Origin of the sequence: Rubrobacter marinus, assembly GCF_011492965.1 — a bacterium.
In the GTDB taxonomy this organism is placed as follows: Bacteria; Actinomycetota; Rubrobacteria; order Rubrobacterales; family Rubrobacteraceae; genus Rubrobacter_F; species Rubrobacter_F marinus.
In genome coordinates this window covers 1,493,218-1,510,531 of sequence record NZ_CP045121.1, presented here as the reverse complement: position 1 = coordinate 1,510,531, position 17,314 = coordinate 1,493,218, and the positions used below count along the sequence as shown (strand labels likewise).

The 17,314-nt window shown below is 70.9% G+C and carries 14 protein-coding genes; 3 read left to right on the top strand and 11 right to left on the bottom strand.

What is annotated here, in order from left to right; translation table 11 throughout:
* Positions 1–29: 29 nt before the first annotated feature.
* From GBA65_RS07695 to GBA65_RS07650, 10 genes are all read right to left on the bottom strand, one after another.
* Positions 30–2,852, bottom strand: a complete 2,823-nt coding sequence (locus GBA65_RS07695) for a cation-translocating P-type ATPase (protein ID WP_166396076.1) — start codon at positions 2,850–2,852, stop codon at positions 30–32.
* On the bottom strand, positions 2,849–4,273 hold the full coding sequence (locus GBA65_RS07690; protein WP_166398398.1) for a V-type ATP synthase subunit B: 1,425 nt from the start codon (positions 4,271–4,273) through the stop codon (positions 2,849–2,851). The genes GBA65_RS07695 and GBA65_RS07690 overlap by 4 nt, the downstream gene beginning before the upstream one ends.
* A 20-nt stretch (positions 4,274–4,293) precedes the next feature.
* Complete coding sequence (locus GBA65_RS07685) at positions 4,294–6,081, bottom strand: V-type ATP synthase subunit A (RefSeq protein WP_166396075.1); 1,788 nt, start codon at positions 6,079–6,081, stop codon at positions 4,294–4,296.
* Complete coding sequence (locus GBA65_RS27005; protein ID WP_166396074.1) at positions 6,078–7,538, bottom strand: V-type ATPase subunit; 1,461 nt, start codon at positions 7,536–7,538, stop codon at positions 6,078–6,080. The genes GBA65_RS07685 and GBA65_RS27005 overlap by 4 nt, the downstream gene beginning before the upstream one ends.
* Positions 7,535–8,140: a V-type ATP synthase subunit E gene (locus tag GBA65_RS07675; RefSeq protein ID WP_166396073.1), complete on the bottom strand. Its 606-nt coding sequence runs from the start codon at positions 8,138–8,140 to the stop codon at positions 7,535–7,537. The genes GBA65_RS27005 and GBA65_RS07675 overlap by 4 nt, the downstream gene beginning before the upstream one ends.
* Before the next feature lie 13 nt (positions 8,141–8,153).
* Entirely contained in the window at positions 8,154–8,372 is a 219-nt protein-coding gene (locus GBA65_RS07670; protein WP_166396072.1) for an ATPase, read from the bottom strand.
* 71 nt (positions 8,373–8,443) lie between these two features.
* On the bottom strand, positions 8,444–10,438 hold the full coding sequence (locus GBA65_RS07665; protein WP_166396071.1) for a V-type ATP synthase subunit I: 1,995 nt from the start codon (positions 10,436–10,438) through the stop codon (positions 8,444–8,446).
* A gap of 4 nt (positions 10,439–10,442) precedes the next feature.
* On the bottom strand, positions 10,443–10,823 hold the full coding sequence (locus GBA65_RS07660) for a hypothetical protein (RefSeq protein WP_166396070.1): 381 nt from the start codon (positions 10,821–10,823) through the stop codon (positions 10,443–10,445).
* On the bottom strand, positions 10,820–11,458 hold the full coding sequence (locus GBA65_RS07655; protein WP_166396069.1) for a V-type ATP synthase subunit D: 639 nt from the start codon (positions 11,456–11,458) through the stop codon (positions 10,820–10,822). Before GBA65_RS07655 ends, GBA65_RS07660 begins: the two co-directional genes overlap by 4 nt.
* A gap of 318 nt (positions 11,459–11,776) precedes the next feature.
* Positions 11,777–13,099, bottom strand: a complete 1,323-nt coding sequence (locus GBA65_RS07650; protein ID WP_166396068.1) for a GAF domain-containing protein — start codon at positions 13,097–13,099, stop codon at positions 11,777–11,779.
* Between the two features lie 553 nt (positions 13,100–13,652).
* Here GBA65_RS07650 and GBA65_RS07645 point away from each other — a divergent pair.
* From GBA65_RS07645 to GBA65_RS26230, 3 genes are read left to right on the top strand one after another with little or no spacing between them, the layout of a single operon-like run.
* Entirely contained in the window at positions 13,653–14,006 is a 354-nt protein-coding gene (locus tag GBA65_RS07645; RefSeq protein ID WP_166396067.1) for a hypothetical protein, read from the top strand.
* Between the two features lie 4 nt (positions 14,007–14,010).
* Entirely contained in the window at positions 14,011–14,991 is a 981-nt protein-coding gene (locus tag GBA65_RS07640) for a universal stress protein (RefSeq protein ID WP_166396066.1), read from the top strand.
* A 54-nt stretch (positions 14,992–15,045) separates the two neighbouring features.
* Positions 15,046–15,627: a cation-transporting P-type ATPase gene (locus GBA65_RS26230; RefSeq protein ID WP_166398397.1), complete on the top strand. Its 582-nt coding sequence runs from the start codon at positions 15,046–15,048 to the stop codon at positions 15,625–15,627.
* 765 nt (positions 15,628–16,392) lie between these two features.
* On the opposite strand, the gene GBA65_RS07630 is transcribed toward GBA65_RS26230, so the two are convergent.
* Positions 16,393–17,301 carry a Gmad2 immunoglobulin-like domain-containing protein gene (locus tag GBA65_RS07630; protein ID WP_166396065.1) on the bottom strand — a complete coding sequence of 303 codons (909 nt, stop codon included), beginning with the start codon at positions 17,299–17,301 and terminating at the stop codon, positions 16,393–16,395.
* Between the last annotated feature and the right edge of the window lie 13 nt (positions 17,302–17,314).

The window sequence follows — 17,314 nt, the reverse complement described above, 5'->3', positions numbered from 1 at the left end:
TCGCCCCTGCCGGGCGGTCGTGGTGGACCTCAGCCGCCACCCCCGGCCTCCCCAGGCGACGCGACGAGGGGTCGAGTCCTCCTCCTGCGCAGCGCCTTCTCGAGTTCCATGACGCAGAGCATGACCGCGGCCGCCGCGGCGCCGGCGGCGAGCGTGACCGGAGGGAGCGGCTCGGTCTGGAACACGTTCTGCAAGAACGGCGTGTACACGACGGCGAGCTGGAGGACGAGCGCGGCGCCGATCATCGCCAGGAGCACCCGGTTGCCGCCGAGGCCCGTGCGCCACACCGGCTCGCGGAACGAGCGGTTGGAGAGCGCGCGGACGAGCTGCGCGAACGCCAGCACCGTGAACACGGTCGTGGCGACGAGCGCCTCCTCGGTGGCGGTAACGGCGCCCGCGCCGCCCGCCGCCCGCCAGGCCAGCCAGCCGACGAGGATCATGCCGGCGCCGAGCACGGGGCCGATGGTCGTGACGTGCTGGGCGATCCCGCGGCTGAAGATGCCCTCGGTCGGGGCGTAGGGCGGGCGGCGCATCGTGTCGCGCTCGGCGCGCTCGACGCCCATCCCGAGGCCGAGCAGGCCGTCGGTGAGAAGGTTCGAGAACAGGATCATGATCGGGACCAACAGCAGCGGCAGCCCGAAGAACGGCGGGATCGCCACGATGAGGACCTTCGCCACGTTGCCGGAGACCGAGAACTGCACGAACCGGCGCACGTTGTCGTAGACGACGCGCCCCTCCTCGACGGCGGCGACGATGGTGGCGAAGTTGTCGTCGAGAAGGACGACCTCGGCGGCCTCCTTGGCGACGTCGGTGCCGGAGCCCATCGCGACGCCTATGTCCGCTTTTTTGAGGGCGGGGGCGTCGTTCACCCCGTCGCCGGTCATCGCGACGACCTCGCCCTCCTCCTGCAAAGCGTCCACTATGCGCAGCTTGTGCTCGGGCGAGACGCGGGCGAAGACGTTCACCTCACGCACCGCCTCCCTGAGCTCTCCGGCGCCCATCGCTTCGAGGTCGCGGCCGGTGAGGACGCGCGCGTCGGGAGCGGCCATGCCGAGGTCGGCGGCGATGGCCCGGGCGGTCAGGGGGTGGTCGCCGGTGATCATGACGGGCCGGATCCCGGCGGTCTTGCAGGTCGCCACGGCGTCGCGGGCCTCGGGCCTGGGCGGGTCGACCATCGCAGCGAGGCCGAGGTAGACGAGCCCCCGTTCGACCCCTTCGGCGTCGCCCTCGCCGGGGAGCTCCTTCAGCCCCCGGGCGGCTACGGCGAGCACGCGCATCCCGCCCGCCGTCAGCCCCTCGATCTCCTGGCCGAGCCCCTCCCGCCCGGCGTCGTCGAGCGGCAGGATCCTGCCGCCACTCCACAGAGAGACACAGCGCTCCACCAGCGCGTCGGCAGCGCCTTTGGTCAGGGCCACGTACGGGCGACCGTCGGCCACCGCGCGCAGCCCCTCGACGACCCCGAGGTCACCGGAAGGCACCTCGTGTACGGTCGTCATACGCTTGCGGCCGGAGTCGAAGGGGAGCTCGGCCGCGCGCGGGAGCGTCGCGTCGAGGTCGGGCTTGTCGAGGCCGTAGCGGGCGGCGACGACCACCAGCGCGCCCTCGGTCGGGTCGCCGACGGCCTCCAGAGTTTTCGGGTCGAGGATCGCGTCGTTGCAAAGGGCGCCCGACGCCAGCAGCGGGGCCAGCAGCGCGGCCTCGTCGTCGAGCTCGAGGCGGGCTTTGGGTCCGCGCTCGCGCAAGGTTTCGCCGAGGTCGGCTTGCGCGTCCGGGGAGCGGAGCGCGAGAACCGTCATGCGGTTCTGCGTCAGGGTGCCGGTCTTGTCCGAGCAGATCACGGTGACCGAGCCGAGCGTCTCCACGGCGGGGAGGCGCCGGATCAGGGCTTTGCGGCCGAGCATGCGCTGCGCGCCTAAGGCCAGGGTGAACGTGAGGACCGCGGGCAGGCCCTCGGGCACAATGGCGACCGCGAGGCTGACCGCGGTGAGCAGGATCAGGGCGGTGTCCTCGCCGCGCGCGAGGCCGGTGGCGAACACCAGGGCGGCGATTACGACCGCGATCAGGGCGAGCACCTTGGCGAGCCCGTCGAGCCTGCGCTGCAAGAGCGTCTTCTCGTGCCTGACGTCCTGGATCAGCTCGGCGATGCGGCCGAGCTCCGTGCGCATGCCGGTGCCAGTGACGAGCGCCGACCCCCTACCGAAGGTCACCGAGGTGCCGAGGTAGGCCATGTTGGCCCGGTCCCCGAGCTGGGTGTCGGCGCCCGCGATGGGCGCCGTGGTCTTGTCCACGGGCTCGGACTCGCCCGTCAGCGCGGCCTCCCCGGCGCGCAGGTTGACGCTCTCGACCACCCGCATGTCCGCGGGCACGACAGCGCCGGTCTCCAGCAGCACCAGGTCTCCCGGGACGAGCTCGCGCGCCGAAAGCTCCACCACGCGTCCTGCGCGCATTGCCCGCACCTGTGGCGCTGCCATCTGCTTGAGCGCGGCGATCGCCTTCTGGGCGCGATACTCCTGCACCACCCCGAGCACGACGAAGAGGACGACGATCGCCAGAATCGCCGCGGTGTCGTAGGGGCGGCCGAGGAGGGCCGCGATACCGCCGGCGAAGACGAGGATGAGGATCAGGATCGAGGAGACCTGCTCCCAGATGATCTGCCCGAGCGTGCGCCCGGCCCGCTCCTCGAGCTCGTTGGGCCCGTACTCATCGAGCCTGCGCCGAGCCTCCTCGTCGCTCAGGCCAGCCGACGGATCTGTCCCGAGAGCCGAGGCGACGGCCCCGACGTCGAGCTCGTGCCAGCCGCGCTCAGGGTGCTCGGGAGCCTTCGATGCTTGAGTCTGCGCCCCCCTCGTCATAGCCCCTCCTCCATGGTCTGGCGACGCTCCAGCGTCTCGGGCTTTATGCGCTTGAGCTCGTCGGGCGGGAAGCGGCCGAGCAGACGCCACGCGGTCTCCAAGGTGTCCTCGATGGAGCGCCTGTTCACGCCCTGGCCGACGAACTTCTCCTCGAAGTCGTCGGCGAAGGCGAGCTGGCGGCGGTCCTCGTCGGAGAGGGCGCCTTCTCCGACGATGGAGACGAGGCGCCTCAGCTCGCGGCCCCGGGCGAAGGAGGCGTAGAGCTGGTCGGCGACCTGGCGGTGGTCCTCGCGCGTCTTGCCGGCGCCGATGCCGGCGTTCATCAGGCGGCTCAGGGAGGGGAGGACGTCTATCGGCGGATCTATGCCTCTGCGGTCGAGCTCGCGGCTCAGGACGATCTGGCCCTCCGTTATGTAGCCGGTGAGGTCCGGGATGGGGTGCGTTATGTCGTCGTCGGGCATCGAGAGGATCATGAGCTGCGTCACCGAGCCGGGGCGGCCCCTGACGCGCCCGGCCCGCTCGAACAGGGAGGCGAGGTCCGTGTACATGTAGCCGGGGTAGCCCCTTCGGCCCGGTATCTCCTCGCGCGCCGCCGAGACCTCGCGCAGGGCTTCGGCATAATTCGTTATGTCCGAGAGGATGACGAGGACGTCGCGCCCCTCCTCCCACGCCAGGTACTCGGCGGCGGTGAGCGCCGCGCGCGGGGTGAGGATGCGCTCGACAGACGGGTCGTCGGCGAGGTTGAGGAACAGGACGCTCCGTTCGAGGGCGGCGCTCCCGGCGAAGCGCCTCCTGAAGAAGGCCGCCTCGCGGTGGGTGACGCCCATCGCCGCAAAGACCACGACGAAGTCGCCCTCCCCCTCGCCGACCACGCTCGCCCCTTCGGCGATCCGGGCGGCAAGCTCCGCCGCCGGCAGCCCGAAGCCCGAGAAGATCGGCAGCTTCTGGCCGCGCACGAGGGTGTTCAGGCCGTCGATCGCCGAGATCCCCGTCTCTATAAAATCCGACGGATGGGCGCGGGCGTAGGGGTTCAACGGCGCGCCGTTCACGTCCCGGTACGCGGCGGGCCTCAGGGGGGGGCCGCCGTCGGTGGGCCGGCCGGAGCCGTCGAGGATGCGCCCGACGAGGTCGGACCCTACGGCCATCGTCGCGACCTCGCCGCGCGAGCGGACCTTCGTTGCGGGCCGGTCGAGGCCGCGGGTGCCGCCGAGGACCTGCACGACCATCTTGTCGCCCTCGACCTCGAGGACCTGCCCACGCCGCGTCTCCCCGTTCGGGGCGACGACGTCCACGATCTCGTTGTAGCCCACCCCTTCGGCGCCCCCGGCGACGAGCAACGGCCCCGAGACGTAGCCTACCGTCCGGCGCTCGAGGGAGAAGAGGCTCGCGCGGCCGTTCGTGCCTGCGATGGCTTGCGTCATGCCGTTCGGGCTCCTCTCGCTCAAAGCTCCTCCATCTCCTTCCTTATGCGCTCGATCAGATCCGAGGCCCGCCCCTCCGCCTCCTCGTCGGGCCAGTACTTCATGCGGGAGACCTCCCGGAGCGCCGGGACGGCCGCCCCGGCCTCCGACGCCGCCCCGCGCCCAACGGTGGCGACGAGCGCTTCGTGAGCGGCCCGAACGACGCGGAGCATGTGGCGCTGCTTGGGCAGCGCGCAGTAGGCGTCGATCTCGTCGAAGGCCGACTGCTGCAGGAAGTCCTCGCGCATCAGACGCCCCGTGGCGAGGATCGCGCGCTGCGCGGGCGCCAGGGCGTCCGCCCCGAGAAGCTGCACGATGTCCAGGAGCGCCCCCTCCTTCTGCAAGAGGTCGAGCGCCCAGGCCCTACCGTCGGACCAGCCATCCGCGACCTCCCGATCGAACCACCCGTCCAGCTCGTAGAGCGTGTAGCTCGTCCCCCACGCGATGGCCGGGAAGTGGCGGGCGCGGGCGAGCGAGGTGTCCAGGGCCCAGAACGTGCCGGCGAGGCGTAGAGTGTTCTGCGTGATCGGCTCGGAGAAGTCCCCGCCCGCCGGGGAGACGGCTCCCACGACGGTGACAGAGCCCTCGCGTTCGTCGGCGCCGAGGCAGACCACGGAGCCGGCGCGCTCGTAGAACTCGGCGAGGCGGGTCGAGAGGTAGGCCGGGTACCCTTCTTCGGCGGGCATCTCCTCCAAGCGGCCGGAGACCTCGCGCAGGGCCTCGCCCCAGCGGCTCGTGGAGTCGGCCATGAGGGCTACGCCGAGCCCCTGGTCCCGGAAGTACTCGGCGATGGCGATGCCGGTGTAGATCGAAGCCTCGCGGGCGGCGACGGGCATGTTGGAGGTGTTGGCGATCAGGACGGTTCTGCCCATGAGCGAGGCCCCAGTCTTGGGGTCGGTGAGCTCGGGGAACTCCTCCAGGACCTCGGTGAGCTCGTTCCCCCGCTCGCCGCAGCCGATGTACACGACCACGTCGGCGTCGGAGAACTTGGCGAGCGACTGCTCCAGCACGGTCTTTCCGGTCCCGAAGCCGCCCGGTATCGTCGCTGTCCCTCCCCTTGCGACCGGGAAGAGGGTGTCGAGGATGCGCTGGCCGGTCACGAGGGGCTCCTCCGGGTCGAGCCTCCGGGCCACCGGGCGCGGCTCGCGCACCGGCCAGCGCCTGAGCATCGCGACCGGCTCCCCTCCGACTACGGCGACGGGCTCCTCCACGGTGAAGGAGCCCTCGCGTGTCTCCTCGACGACGCCCGAGACGCCGTGGGGGACGAGGACCTTGTGCGAGATCGCCGTGGGCTCCGCCACGATCCCCAAAACGTCGCCGGGGCCGACCTTGTCGCCCGCGGAGACCGAGGGGACGAACGTCCAGCGGCGCTCGCGGTCCAGCGAGGGCACCTGCAGGCCCCGCCCGATGGTGGGCGCGCCGTAGGGGTCGTCCCCGACCGCGGCGATGGTCGGGAGGGGGCGCTGGGTGCCGTCGAAGATGCCGCCGAGGAGGCCGGGGCCGAGCTCGACGGTGAGGGCTTCGCCGGTGTCCTCGACCGGCTCGCCGACGCGGAGGCCCGAGGTGTCCTCGTAGACCTGGATCGTGGCCCTCTCGCCGTCCAGCCGGATCACCTCCCCCGGCAGCCTCGCCTCCCCGACGTAGACCACGTTGTACAGGCGGGCATCCGTGAGGCCCGTGGCGACCACGACCGGGCCGGAGACGCGCCAGATCTCGCCGTCGATGCGCGCCCCCCGGTCGGGTCTGCTGCGAACGTCGGTCTGTGTCATCGTGCGGCTCCTCCCTCGGCGTCGAACGTGATCTCGTATCCCACGGCCTGCCACAGCATCTTCAACAGCCTCTCGCGTCTCCCGCCCTCGGCCTCGTGCGCCTCGCCCTCGGGGAGCGGCACGACGAGCGGGCTCAAGGTCTCGTCGAAGCGGCGCCGGAGCTCGCGGTCCAGGCGCGCGTGGTAAGCCTCGTGGACGGCGATGACGCCCCCCTCCCCGTCCACGAGCTCCAGCAGCGTGGCCTCCGCCTCCTGGGGCGAGGCCACACCGACGGTCGCCGCCCCGGCGAGCCGGTAGCCCGGCGCGAGGTCGGGGGTGGTGAGGACTATGAGGCGGCTCACCCTTCGCCCCCCGCTTCCGGCAGGATCAGGCGCGAGCGCACCCTCTCGGGGGGAGCCCCCCGGAGGCGCCTTCGGCGATGAGGCGCAGGTTCCTCGCCTCGTTCTCCTTGGCGGCGGCGTACGCCAGGGGGATGTCCACCCCGAGGGGATCCCCCTATAGAAGAGGGAGACCGCGTCGCGGACGCGCCTCGCCTCGAGCTCCCCCTGCAGCGCCACGAGGTCCGCGCTGCGCCCCCACCGCTCGAGCGGGGCGCGCCATGCCGGAGCGCCGGCGTCGGCGAGCGCGGCCGCCACCCCTTCGGGGTCGGGGAGCCGGATGGCATCGTCCAGGCGGGAGAGTTTGATGTGTCCGCCCGGAAGATAGGGCCCGAGGCCCGAGAGGACGGGCAACGCGTCCGTCTCGCCGCGGGCGAGCGCCTCGCGCAGCCTGAGTGCCGCGAGCAGGTTGCGCTCGTCGATCTCGCGCGCGAAGGACCGCATCAACGTCTCGCCTTCCGGGCCCGTGCGCTCCAGGGCGTCGGCCGTGCGCCGCGCCCAGGCGGCGGCGATGGCGTGCTCCAGGCCCGCGAGGTCTTCGGTTCGCTCGTAGTCGGGCCAGGCATCGTCGAGGCTGCGGGCGGTCTCGGGGTCGGGGAGCTTCCAGCGAACCATGAGCCCGACCGCCGCGGCGAACTCGTTCTGGCGCGCCACCTCGCGCGCGTAGGCGCCCGGGAACGGGCCGATCGGGACGACGTTCTGGAGCGCCTCCTCGGTGTGGGGCGCCGTCGCCTCCCCGCGCAACAGCGCGACGGTGTTGGAGAGGTCCCAGCGCGAGAGCATGAGGTCCACGAGCTCGCGGGCCCTCCCCGCGTAGAACGAGCGCATCTCCTCTAAAGCGCGCACGAGGTGCCCCTTCACCGCCTCGTGCAGCCTCCTCGCCCCGTGAAAGCGGGTGAGGGCCCCCTCCACCTCGGGCGCGTACGCCGTCGAGGAGAGGGAGCCCAAAACACCCTCCACGTCCTTGTCCAATAGCGCCTCGTAGTCGTCGCCCGCGAGGAGGCCGGCCTTGCGCGCCCTGAGGCGGGCGTTGCCGTAGCCGAAGTCGGCGCGCGCGACGGGACGGCCGAGTATCTTCAACGAGCCACCCCCGCGGCCTCCACGCCCGCCGCGAGGGCGTCGAGCCGGCGGCCATACCAGAGCCTCAGGTCGGGGTCCGCGTTGGCCAGGCGGTCCTCGAAGGTGTTGCGCAGGGTCCTGCCGTCGTCGCTCTCGAGCACGAGGCCGCCTAGAGGTATGGGCGCGGTCTCGACGGCGAGGCCGTCCGCCGTGTTGGCGGCCAGGGCCTCGTCCCGCGGGTCGACGCGCAGGGTATCGGCGTCGGGGAGGGCGGCGAGGCCCTCCCCGAAGAGGGCGAACATGGCGTCGCGGTAGCGGGCGGGGTCCTCGCGCAGGGCGGCGAGCTCGGAGCGCGCGCCGGCGACGAGGAGCTTGTAGGACTCCTCGCGCACGAGGCGTAAGGAGCGCGCAGCCTCCAGGTTCGCCAGGGCGACGCGGCGCGTGGCCTCCGCCCTTATGCCGGGCTCGCCGGAGCGCAAGATGCCGTCGCGGACGGCTTGCGCCTCCTCCCGGGCCGCAGCCAGGATAGCCTCGGCCTCGGTGCGGCTCTCGGCCTCGACGCGGGCGCGCTCCTCGTCCGCCTCGGCCTGTATCGCGGCGAGCAGGTCTTTCAGGGGGCTCAACGTCGTTGTCCCCCTAGCCGAGGAGCAGGATGATCATGGCCGCCACGGCGAACCCCAGGACCACGAGGGTCTCGGGGATCGCCATGAGCAGGATCGCCCGCCCCGTGAGCTCCGGCTTCTCGGCCACGGCGCCCATCGCGGCGGACCCTATGCGGCTCTGAGCGAGCCCCGAAGCGAGCGCCGCAAGCCCGATGGCGAGCCCCGCACCTATCGCGATCAACCCCAGTTCCATAAGCCCTTCTCCTTCCTCTCGACCCGGCGCCGGTGGCGCCGGAACAACGTGGTCCCTAACCCGCGCGACTCCTAGATCGGGGCCACCTCCCTCCCCTCCCGGGGCTCCGCCTCGACGGCGTCCTCCCGGGCATCCCTGGCCTCGGCCGGGGGACCGGCGGCCCGGGCGCCGAAGGGCGTGAACGGGCGGCCTCCCCCCTCGTAGAACTTGCCGAAAAACTCCACGTAGTGGAGGCGCATCGCCTGGATCATCGGGCTGAAGCCCGCGAGCGCGAGGTTGAGCGCGTGGAAGAAGGCCGCGATCACGATCCCGATCCACAGCGGCGCCACCGCGGCGAACTCGTTGGCGACGATCGCGAGGTACGCGGACGCGAGCCCGACGGCCGCGATCCTCAGGTAAGAGAGCACGTTCCCCAGCGCCCCGATAAGCTCCAGAGGCCCCATGAGCAGCCCCATCCCTCCGCCGTGCGCGGCCATCATCAGGACGAGCCCGACGACCACCGCGGCGACCGCGGGCGTTACGGCCCCCGACGGCATCATCCCGGCCACGAGGCCCGCGAGGCCGAAGACCCCGGCGAGGGCGATGAGGGTGCCGACCTTCTCCGCGACCTCGCCGCGGTGCCGCTCCCGCCAGCCCTGCCAGATGCCGAGCAGGAGCCCGAGCACGACGTGCGTCGCCCCCAGGGCGAGCGCGAAGACCAGGAGCGGCACGAGCCCGTCGGGCCGGTAGAACCACAGCGCCCAGTCGAAGCCGAGCAGGTCGTACCCCAGGTTCCCCAACGCCTCGCCGAAGACGAACCCGAAGATGATCGACCACACCGACCCGACGAGCAGCACCGAACCGAGGTCCTTGAGCATCCCCGGCCCGGTGAAGCGCCGCTTCATCCACAGCGCCACCCCGAGCAGGAGGAGGCCGTAGACCACGTCCCCGACCATCGCGCCGAAGATTATCGGCAGGAACAGCGACATCAGGCCGGTCGGGTCCAGCGTGCCGGGGCGCGGCAGGTCCAGGAACCGGACCAGCCCCTCGAAGGGCCTGACCGGCTTGGGGTTGTTCATGAGGACCGGCATCGTCCCGTCGTAGCGGTCCACCGGCATCTCCTCGACCACCACCTCGGCCCCCACGCGGGCTTTGAGCTCCTCGCGCAGGCGGGGCAGGTCTCTCTTGGGGACCCAAAAGGCCGCGACGAACGCCCGGCGCGTCCCGCCGAGTAGATCGGCGGCCTCGAGCTGCTCGAGCTCGGCGCGGAGGCCCGCGAGCAGGGTGCGCCACTCCTCCTCGTGCGGCCGGAGGAGCGCGTCGAGCTCCTCCTTCGCGGCGGAGATCTCCGCCGGAAGCTCCTCGAGCCTCCCCTCCATCGCCGCGACGGTGCCGCTGAGGGAGAGCCTCTCGTACCCCTCGGGGAGCGTGGCGTGGCGGACGTGCTCCTGGCCGAGCAGCTCGTGCACGGCCGCGGTGTCGTCGTGGGAGAAGACGAGCACGCAGCCGATAGCGCCGTCCTCTATCTCCTCGGAGACCAGCTCGAAGCGGGAGCCCAAGACCTCGGCGAGCTCCCGCCGGAGCGTCTCGACGACGCTCAGATCGGTCGTGTTCAGGACGAGGGCCACCGTGTCGAGCCGGAGCCTGTCCAGCTCGTGGTCCTCGAGGTCGGCGAGCTCCGGCACGAGCGGGAGCAGGTTCTCCAGGGGTTCGAGGTAGCGCGGAAGCACGATCTTCTCGTCCTCCAGATGCTCGATGCGCCCCCTGAGCCCTTCGACGGCGGGCTCCACCTCCGCAAGGCGCGAGCGGACGTAGGAGACGTCCACCTCGCCGGGCACGAGGTCGCCCCGCCCCGGGTGCGCGTCCGGCCCGAGGAGGTCGAGCAGGGCCTCGAGCTCCGCGACGAGGAACCTGACCTCGCTGGCGCGCGCGAGCCTCCGGTCGTCTTCGGGGAGCGGGGAGACCCTGTAGGGCTCCCCTTTGACGTCCGCAAGCTGGACGAGCTCGAGCTTGTGCAGCTCCTCCAGCACCAGATCCAACCTGCCCCTCGGGCCGACGAGCCGGACCTTCGCCATCTTCGCGAGCAACGCGCTAACCTCCCCGGCCCCGCGCCGGCAGGACGTGCCCGACGACCGCCCGCACCGCCTCCGGCCGGTCCTTCGCGGCCAGGGCACGCAGGTCCTCCGCCGTGGCCTCGGCCCCGGCGAGGACGCGGGCGGCCTCCTCGTCGGCGGCGGCGAGGGCTTGCCCGCGCCGCTCCTCGAGGGTCCGGCGCGCCTCCTCGCGCGCCTCCCGGACGATGCGCCCGGCCTCCTCGCGCGCCGCCTTCAGTCGCCCCTCGACCGCCGCCTGCAGCTCCCGCTTGCCTTCGAGCGTCTCCTCGAGCCGGCGGACGGACTCGAGCGCCGTCTCCCCGGGCGGCTTGCCGTTCGAGGATGCCGCGTTCAGGGCCCTGCCGTCGGTCTCTCTCAATGCTCTTTCCCTTCCTTTTCCGAGCATCCCTTCGCCCGCATCAAGCGCACGCGGCTCTCCATCTCCCGTTCGTCCAGCACCATCGCGATGTAGTCGCGCTCCTCCTCGAGCCCGGGGACGACGACGTTCTCCAGGGCGTTCACCCGGCGGGTAGTCTGCGAGATCTCCTCGGCCAGCCGCCTCAGGGAGATCTCGACGGCGACCACGTCCAGGAGCCCTTCGAGGACCGCCTCGAAGTCCTCGGCCGCCCGGTCGACGCGCGGCGTGGTCGCCGAGAGGCTGTAGCCGCGCGCGTCGCGCGCCCTTCTGACGGGCTCGTGGTCCAGCTCGACGATGGGCACGCCGGCGACGCTCTTCGTCTCGAGCTCCACGCCGACGTCCCCGGACGCGGCGAGCGCGGCCGACCCGACGGCCTCGGGGCCGTCGAGCGCGACCGCCTCGCCAAGGGAGGCTCGCGCCTCGCCCGCCCGGTCCTCCAGGTCCCGCATTGCGGCGAGCGCCGACCGGCTCAAGCGGTCGAACTCCCTCATAAGGGCGGTCCGCTTCTCCTTCAGGAGGTCGCGCCCGGTCTCGGCGAGCGAGATCCTCGCCCGCCTCCCCAGGAGCTCGCTGCGGGTCGCGCTAACCCGTCGCAACGTCGAGCTCGGAAGGGGGCGCGGTAGCCGCCGGAGGTTGGGGGAGCCCGTGCGTGCGTGGCCCGTCGGCTGCGGACGGCTGGTTTCGGGGCACGGTACCCCGCTCTCCCGTCGACCGCCTCGCGTACGGTCCGCTACCGTCGGGGTGCGGCGACAATGTCGTCGCTTGCAATCGGGCCTCCCCTCTCATAACTGTCCCCAAAACTCGGCTACCGCGTCGATGGGCACAATGTAAAACGCGAGGGTTCGAGCGCCATCGTCGTTTGTTGCCAAGTTCGTAGCGACTTTTGGTCAAAGTCGTCCGGGGGACGGGAGCCGCTAGCGGGGGAGGACGCCCAGCTTGCGGGCCTGGGCGAGGGCTTCGAGCTGCGAGCGGGCCCCGAGGGCCTGCTTGACGGAGCGGACGTGGTTTCTGACCGTGGCCTCGGAGAGGTGGAGCTTGCGGCTGATCTCCCTGGCGGGCATGCCCTCGGCCATGAGGTTCAGCACTTCGAGCTGGCGGCGGGTAAGCTCCGGAGCGTCAGCGCTCGGGGCGACGACGGTGCGACCCCGGCCGGAGAGGCGCAGGATCTCGCGGGCCATCTCCTCCTCCGGGACGCGATTGAGGGCGTGGTCGATGGCGAGGCCCGCACAGTGGGCGAGCCCTTCGGCGAGCGCCAGGTCGTCGGGGCCGTACCTCCTGTCGCTCTCGGCCGAGACGAACCCTATGGCCCCGGTCGGCCTCCGGCGCCCCCGGAGCGGCACGCACATGTAGGAGCGGGGCTTCAGGCGGCGGAGGACCCCGAGGTGCTCGGCGTCGCGGGCGATGGACCTCAAGACCGGATCGTCTATCTCCGGGAGGAGCTCCGATCTTCCGGTCCTCAGCACCCTCGGCGTGCCGTGCGGCAGGTTGGGGTCGAGCGGGTACTTCTGGCGCAGCCCCTCGGCGAGCTTCGCGTCCCCGGAGCCCGAGGTCCCCACCACGGCCCTGTGGATCCGTCCGCCCGACTCCAGCACGTCTACGAAGCACCAGTCGGCGACGGCGGGCACCGCCAGGCGTGCCGTGGTGTCGAGCACCGCCGCGTAGTCGAGGTGCGAGGAGGCCGAGAGCAGCGCGTTCGCCCCGGCCAGAAACTCGAAGCGGCGCTCGGCGGCCTCGGCCCTCTCCGATTGCTCGGTAACCTTCTTTCGAGAATCGTCTTCCCCGAGCTTGCGCTCTATGGCGGCGCCGAGGACGTCCGCGACGTCCTGGAGGAACAAGATCTCGTGATCGGCGAACGCGCGTTTGCGGCTAGTGTGGGCGCTGAGCACGCCGAAGTGCCTGTCCTCGAGGAGGATGGCTACGGTAACGCCGCTCGTCACCCGATGGTCGTGCAGGAGAGGCGCGCCCTTGAACCGTACCTCCTCCCGCAGGTTCTCGACCACGACCGGCCCCTCCGAGATGAGGGTGTAGCCGGCCTGCGACTCGAGGTTGGTCCCGACCGTAGCTCTCCCCACGTACCCGTCCATCCAGCCTACGCCGGAGCGGAGTAGCAGGCGCTCGCCGTCGGGGAGGAGCTCGAGGACCTTGGCGTACTCCACCGAGAGGGTCCTCGCCACGAGCGCGCAGGCCTCGTCCAGAAGAACCTGTAGCTCCGGCCCCGAGAGGGCGAAGATGCCCAAAGAGGCGACGGCCTCCTTCTGGCGTACGCGGGTCTCCAGCCCGTCCCGCGACGACGGGCTCCCCGGAGCTCCTGCTCGGGCACCTCCCTCACGGCGCCGGGTACGCCGCGGCACGCCGGTCTCCGCCGCGTGGTCCCCAAGCCGCCCACCGTAGAGGCCTGCGTGCCGCAGTCCCAGACGCGCATAGCCCGCCGTTTGGTGCGACCGCTCCGGACGAGATCAAGCTCATACGACCTCCCTTTTCGAACAGGAGGTTACTACAACCGCCGTCCCCGTAAATGAACAACTTTGGTCAAACGAACGCCGCTTTTTGTTCACGAACCGCTCCTGCCACGGAAGGATTATTACTGCCCTGAAGGGTCGTGGTCGCAGCGGAAGGTTTGCGGCGGATAAAGGTCCGGACCAAAGACGGACAACACGAAGAGGAGGCACGAGGCGCATGCTGTTTCTGGAGGCGGTCCCGGAAGCGAGGCGGGGAGGCGTGCGGAGGGGGCAGCGGTGCGGCGCTCCTCGCTCCCGCGCCCGACTTCGGGGGCATACCCGACGATTGATCGTGAGGCGCGTCAACGGCGCCCTGGACCCCCTGATTCTCTCCTTGCCCTCGGGCGGTGAGGTGCTGCCGGTATTCGCTGAGGAGGCGACGGCGAAGCGCTACCTCCGCTCGGCTCTCCCCGGCGCGGGATGGCACGTGAGGGAGTTTCCCGAAGGCGAGCTCTCCTCGATGCTCATGACGCTCTGCCGCGGCGTGAGCGGGGTCCTGCTGGACCCGGGTCCGGCAGGACGGGAGGCGAACGCTGCTTTCGTGCACAGGGAAGGCTTTCTCAGCTCCTGCTTGGAAGGCACCTCAGACGATCATCCCCAGCAGCGCGCGAGGGAGGCAGCGTTCGCCTCCGTACGGGGAGATTAGGGAGATGGGTATCTCGCCGGGGAAGATCCTGCTCGCCACCGACGGCTCCGAGGACGCGGCGGTCGCGACCCTGGCGGCGATCGACCTCGCCAGGAGGAGCGGCTCGGAGCTGCACGTCGTCCACGCCTTCGAGTTCGTCCCGCCCCGCGAGTACATGAGCGTGGCGCTCAGGCTACACTCCCCCTTCGCCTCCCGCGAACGCGGGCAGCGGATGCTCGAGGAAGGGGTGGAGCTTATCGAGGAGGCGGGAGGTAAGGTCTCGGGGGCGCACCTGCTCATGGGCTCCCCGGTGGACTGCATCCTCGGCTGCGCCGAGGAGATGGGCGCCGGCCTCATCGTCGTCGGCAGCCGGGGCCTGGGCGGGGTCAAGCGCCTCCTGATGGGCAGCGTCTCCGAAGGCGTCATGCACAACTCCCACTGCCCGGTCCTGATCGTGCGTCCGGGAAACGACGCCTCCTCCTGGCCGCCGGCGAGGGTGCTCATCGCCGACGACTCCTCCGAGGACGCCCTGAGGGCCGGAGAACTTGGGGCGAAGATCGGCGGCCTCCTGGGGGCCGAGGCCCTCATGGTCCAGGTCTACCCGAGGCTCCTTGAGACCTCGCGCGGGAGGAGCGAGGAAGAGGCCCGCATCGTCGAGGAGGTCTTGCGGGACGCGGAGGCCGCGTTGCGCGAGAGGGCGAGGAAGCTAGAGAAGATCTTGGGGAGGCGCCCGGAGGCGCGACTCGTGATCGACGAAGGGAGCGACGGCATCGACGGGATCGCGATGACGGTCCTGGAAGTGGCGCAGGAGACGGTGGAGCCGACGCTCGTGGCCGTCGGCAGCCGGGGCCTGGGAGCGGTAAGGCGGGCGCGCCTCGGCAGCGTCTCGACCAAGATCGCGCGGGCCCACACGGGGTCGGTGCTGATCCTCCCCCGGAGCCGGGGCGCCCGGACCGGGGCCGACACCGAACAAGCGCGGCGGCGAGACACCGTTCACCACGCCTGAAACGACGGACGAGAACCTTGCCCACGGCGACAAGCCGTACGAGACCGTCCGACGCTGACTGGCACTCCTTCGAGACCGCAGAGGTTCTCGACGTTTTGTCGGCAGCTCTCCGGCCGGCCTGACGGAGGCCGAGGCCAAAAACGGCTCGAAGCGTCTGGCCCGAACACCCTCGGGCGGGCCAGGGGCGACGGCGTTTTGCGCATCCTCCTGCGCCGAGTCAATGACTCCCTGATCTACGTCCTCCTCGGCGCCGTCGAGCGTGCTTTCGGCCTCGTGCGAGAAAGCTACCCGGGGGCCGATGCCGAACTGGTCCTCCCTGTGGAACCGGAGACGTTTTTCGTCGGGGACGATTTCGACGGCGCGGAGATGATCGTAGTCCAAACGCCGTCGAGTGCGGCGTGGCGAGGGTACGGATGCGAGCACCCGGCGCCAGTCGAAGTATCGCCGAGCGCTCGCAAAAAGGGACACGCTATCGAGAAGACCTGGTCGCCGCGCCCATATAGGGCAAGGCTGGCCTCCGCCGGAGTAGGCCGCCAACGGCAGGCGAAGGCGGGTTGCGCAAAGAACCGCGCTCGTCCTCGCGGCCAAAGAAGTACGCGGTACGCGGACGGTAGCTCGCCGTCGCGTTCGTCCTAACGCCCTCCGCGCGAGAGGCCTGTGACGCTTCGGCGGTGGCGGCGAGTTGTTCCCCTCCCTCGGACTGCACCGGTCGTCCGACAATACCGTCCCGATCGCTGCCGGCGCCCCCTCCCCGCGAAACCTTTTTGCGATCGCTTAACGCAAGCTTCACGGGCCCTTTACGCCGAAGCCCTACCGCGGGGGAGTCGGCGCGTGGCGGGTTCGCGCTCCCCACTCACCCCCCTCCTTCCTCGGGGTGCGGCCCGCCACCCCGACATCAGCAAATCCTTAGTCACGGCCCCTTCTCGGCATACTCCCGGCAAGCCTTCCTTAGGTCGATGGTTCGAACACCGCTCCCCGGAACCGGTGGTCCTCGACGCAAGCGCATGCTGTTCGCCACCTGCTGCTCATCATGGTCCGCAGAGTCTTCACGTAGACTGCCGACGTAGCTCTCGAGGCGGCAACTCTTGCGGCCGCGCCGCGGCAGCGTCTCGCTAGTGCAGGCGGGCGGTCGTCGTAACGCTCGTGCCTTACTCCTACGCTCCGGCGCCTCGATGGTTTGCCGTATCCACGCCTTGCCTTCCAACACGGCGGCGCCCTTGCCCCTTCGGCTTCCACGACGGATACCCCTTTGCGGCGAAGGCACTGGCGGACGAGGAGGCATCGCCGATTAGACGCCCTAGGGACGGCAGGATGGAGATGGGCGGCAGCAAGAACTGCGTCCTTTAATCCTTGGGCCAACTCCGGTCCCGAGACCTGGCCGTTGGTAGCGCCGCGCGCGGTTCACCCATCCTGGCTCACGCCAAAGAACACGGGTACCTCCGCCCCCGTTTGCGTCCCGATCGGGTTCTCGTCCCCGATCCGCAGGGTAGCCAATCCCTCGTAAGCAGGTGGTGCCGTAATGGTCGCCTCGAAGCGTCCCCAGGCACCGTTCCCGTCCTCGGCCCGGATCGTCTCCCTGGCTATGGGAGCACCCTGCTCGTCGAGCAGCACCGCGACGATCGAGCCTTTGGGGTTGCGCGAGTAACCCTCGATGGGGAGCGGCTCGCCCGCCACCGCCTCCTCGGCCTCGCACGGTTCGGTGACGACCACGTTCTCGGCCTGGACCGCCGGACAAGTGAGCCCGCCCGGCGCGTTGCGGAAATCTATGGCGAGTTGGCCCGCCTCCGTAAGCTCCGTCACGCGGTACTCGAAGGCGTCGAGGGCGAGCACGTCGACGAACAGCCCGCCGTCCGACGCTTGGACCACGTAGTAGGCGTCGGTTGTGAGCCCGGCCAGATCTTCCCCTGCGGTCTGCGTGGAGGTCACGCCCGGGAAGAGGAGTCGGACGTACCCGCCCTCCGGGGGCTTCTCCACCGACCAGCGCGGGATCCTAGACGCCTCCCCCTCCCCGGAACCGAAGGCTATCCTCACCCGATCGTACCCCCGCAGGTAGTCGAGTTCGACATCCCGGATACGGTTCGCCGCCCCCTCGCCCCCGCCGCTCTCGGGCCCCGACCAGGAGGAGGGCTTGCCTTCCGCGTTTCGGTCAGGCTCTTCGGCCTCCACGTCGCCGGCCTGGCTCATCGTCGTTGCGGCCGAAGCGTTCTCTTCTTGCGGGGCCAGCCGTGTCCCCCCCTCCCCGCCGCAGCCCGCGATCAGCAAAACTACCAACGGGACCGCCGCGAAGTACCTCGAAACGCCGCGGCTCACGCCACCACACTCC

Coding starts and splice junctions, on each gene's coding strand:
- GBA65_RS07685 (WP_166396075.1), bottom strand. CDS start 6,081: ATGACACAGACCGACGTTCGCAGCAGACCCGACCGGGGGGCGCGCATC.
- GBA65_RS07690 (WP_166398398.1), bottom strand. CDS start 4,273: ATGACGCAAGCCATCGCAGGCACGAACGGCCGCGCGAGCCTCTTCTCC.
- GBA65_RS07670 (WP_166396072.1), bottom strand. CDS start 8,372: ATGGAACTGGGGTTGATCGCGATAGGTGCGGGGCTCGCCATCGGGCTT.
- GBA65_RS07695 (WP_166396076.1), bottom strand. CDS start 2,852: ATGACGAGGGGGGCGCAGACTCAAGCATCGAAGGCTCCCGAGCACCCT.
- GBA65_RS07640 (WP_166396066.1), top strand. CDS start 14,011: ATGGGTATCTCGCCGGGGAAGATCCTGCTCGCCACCGACGGCTCCGAG.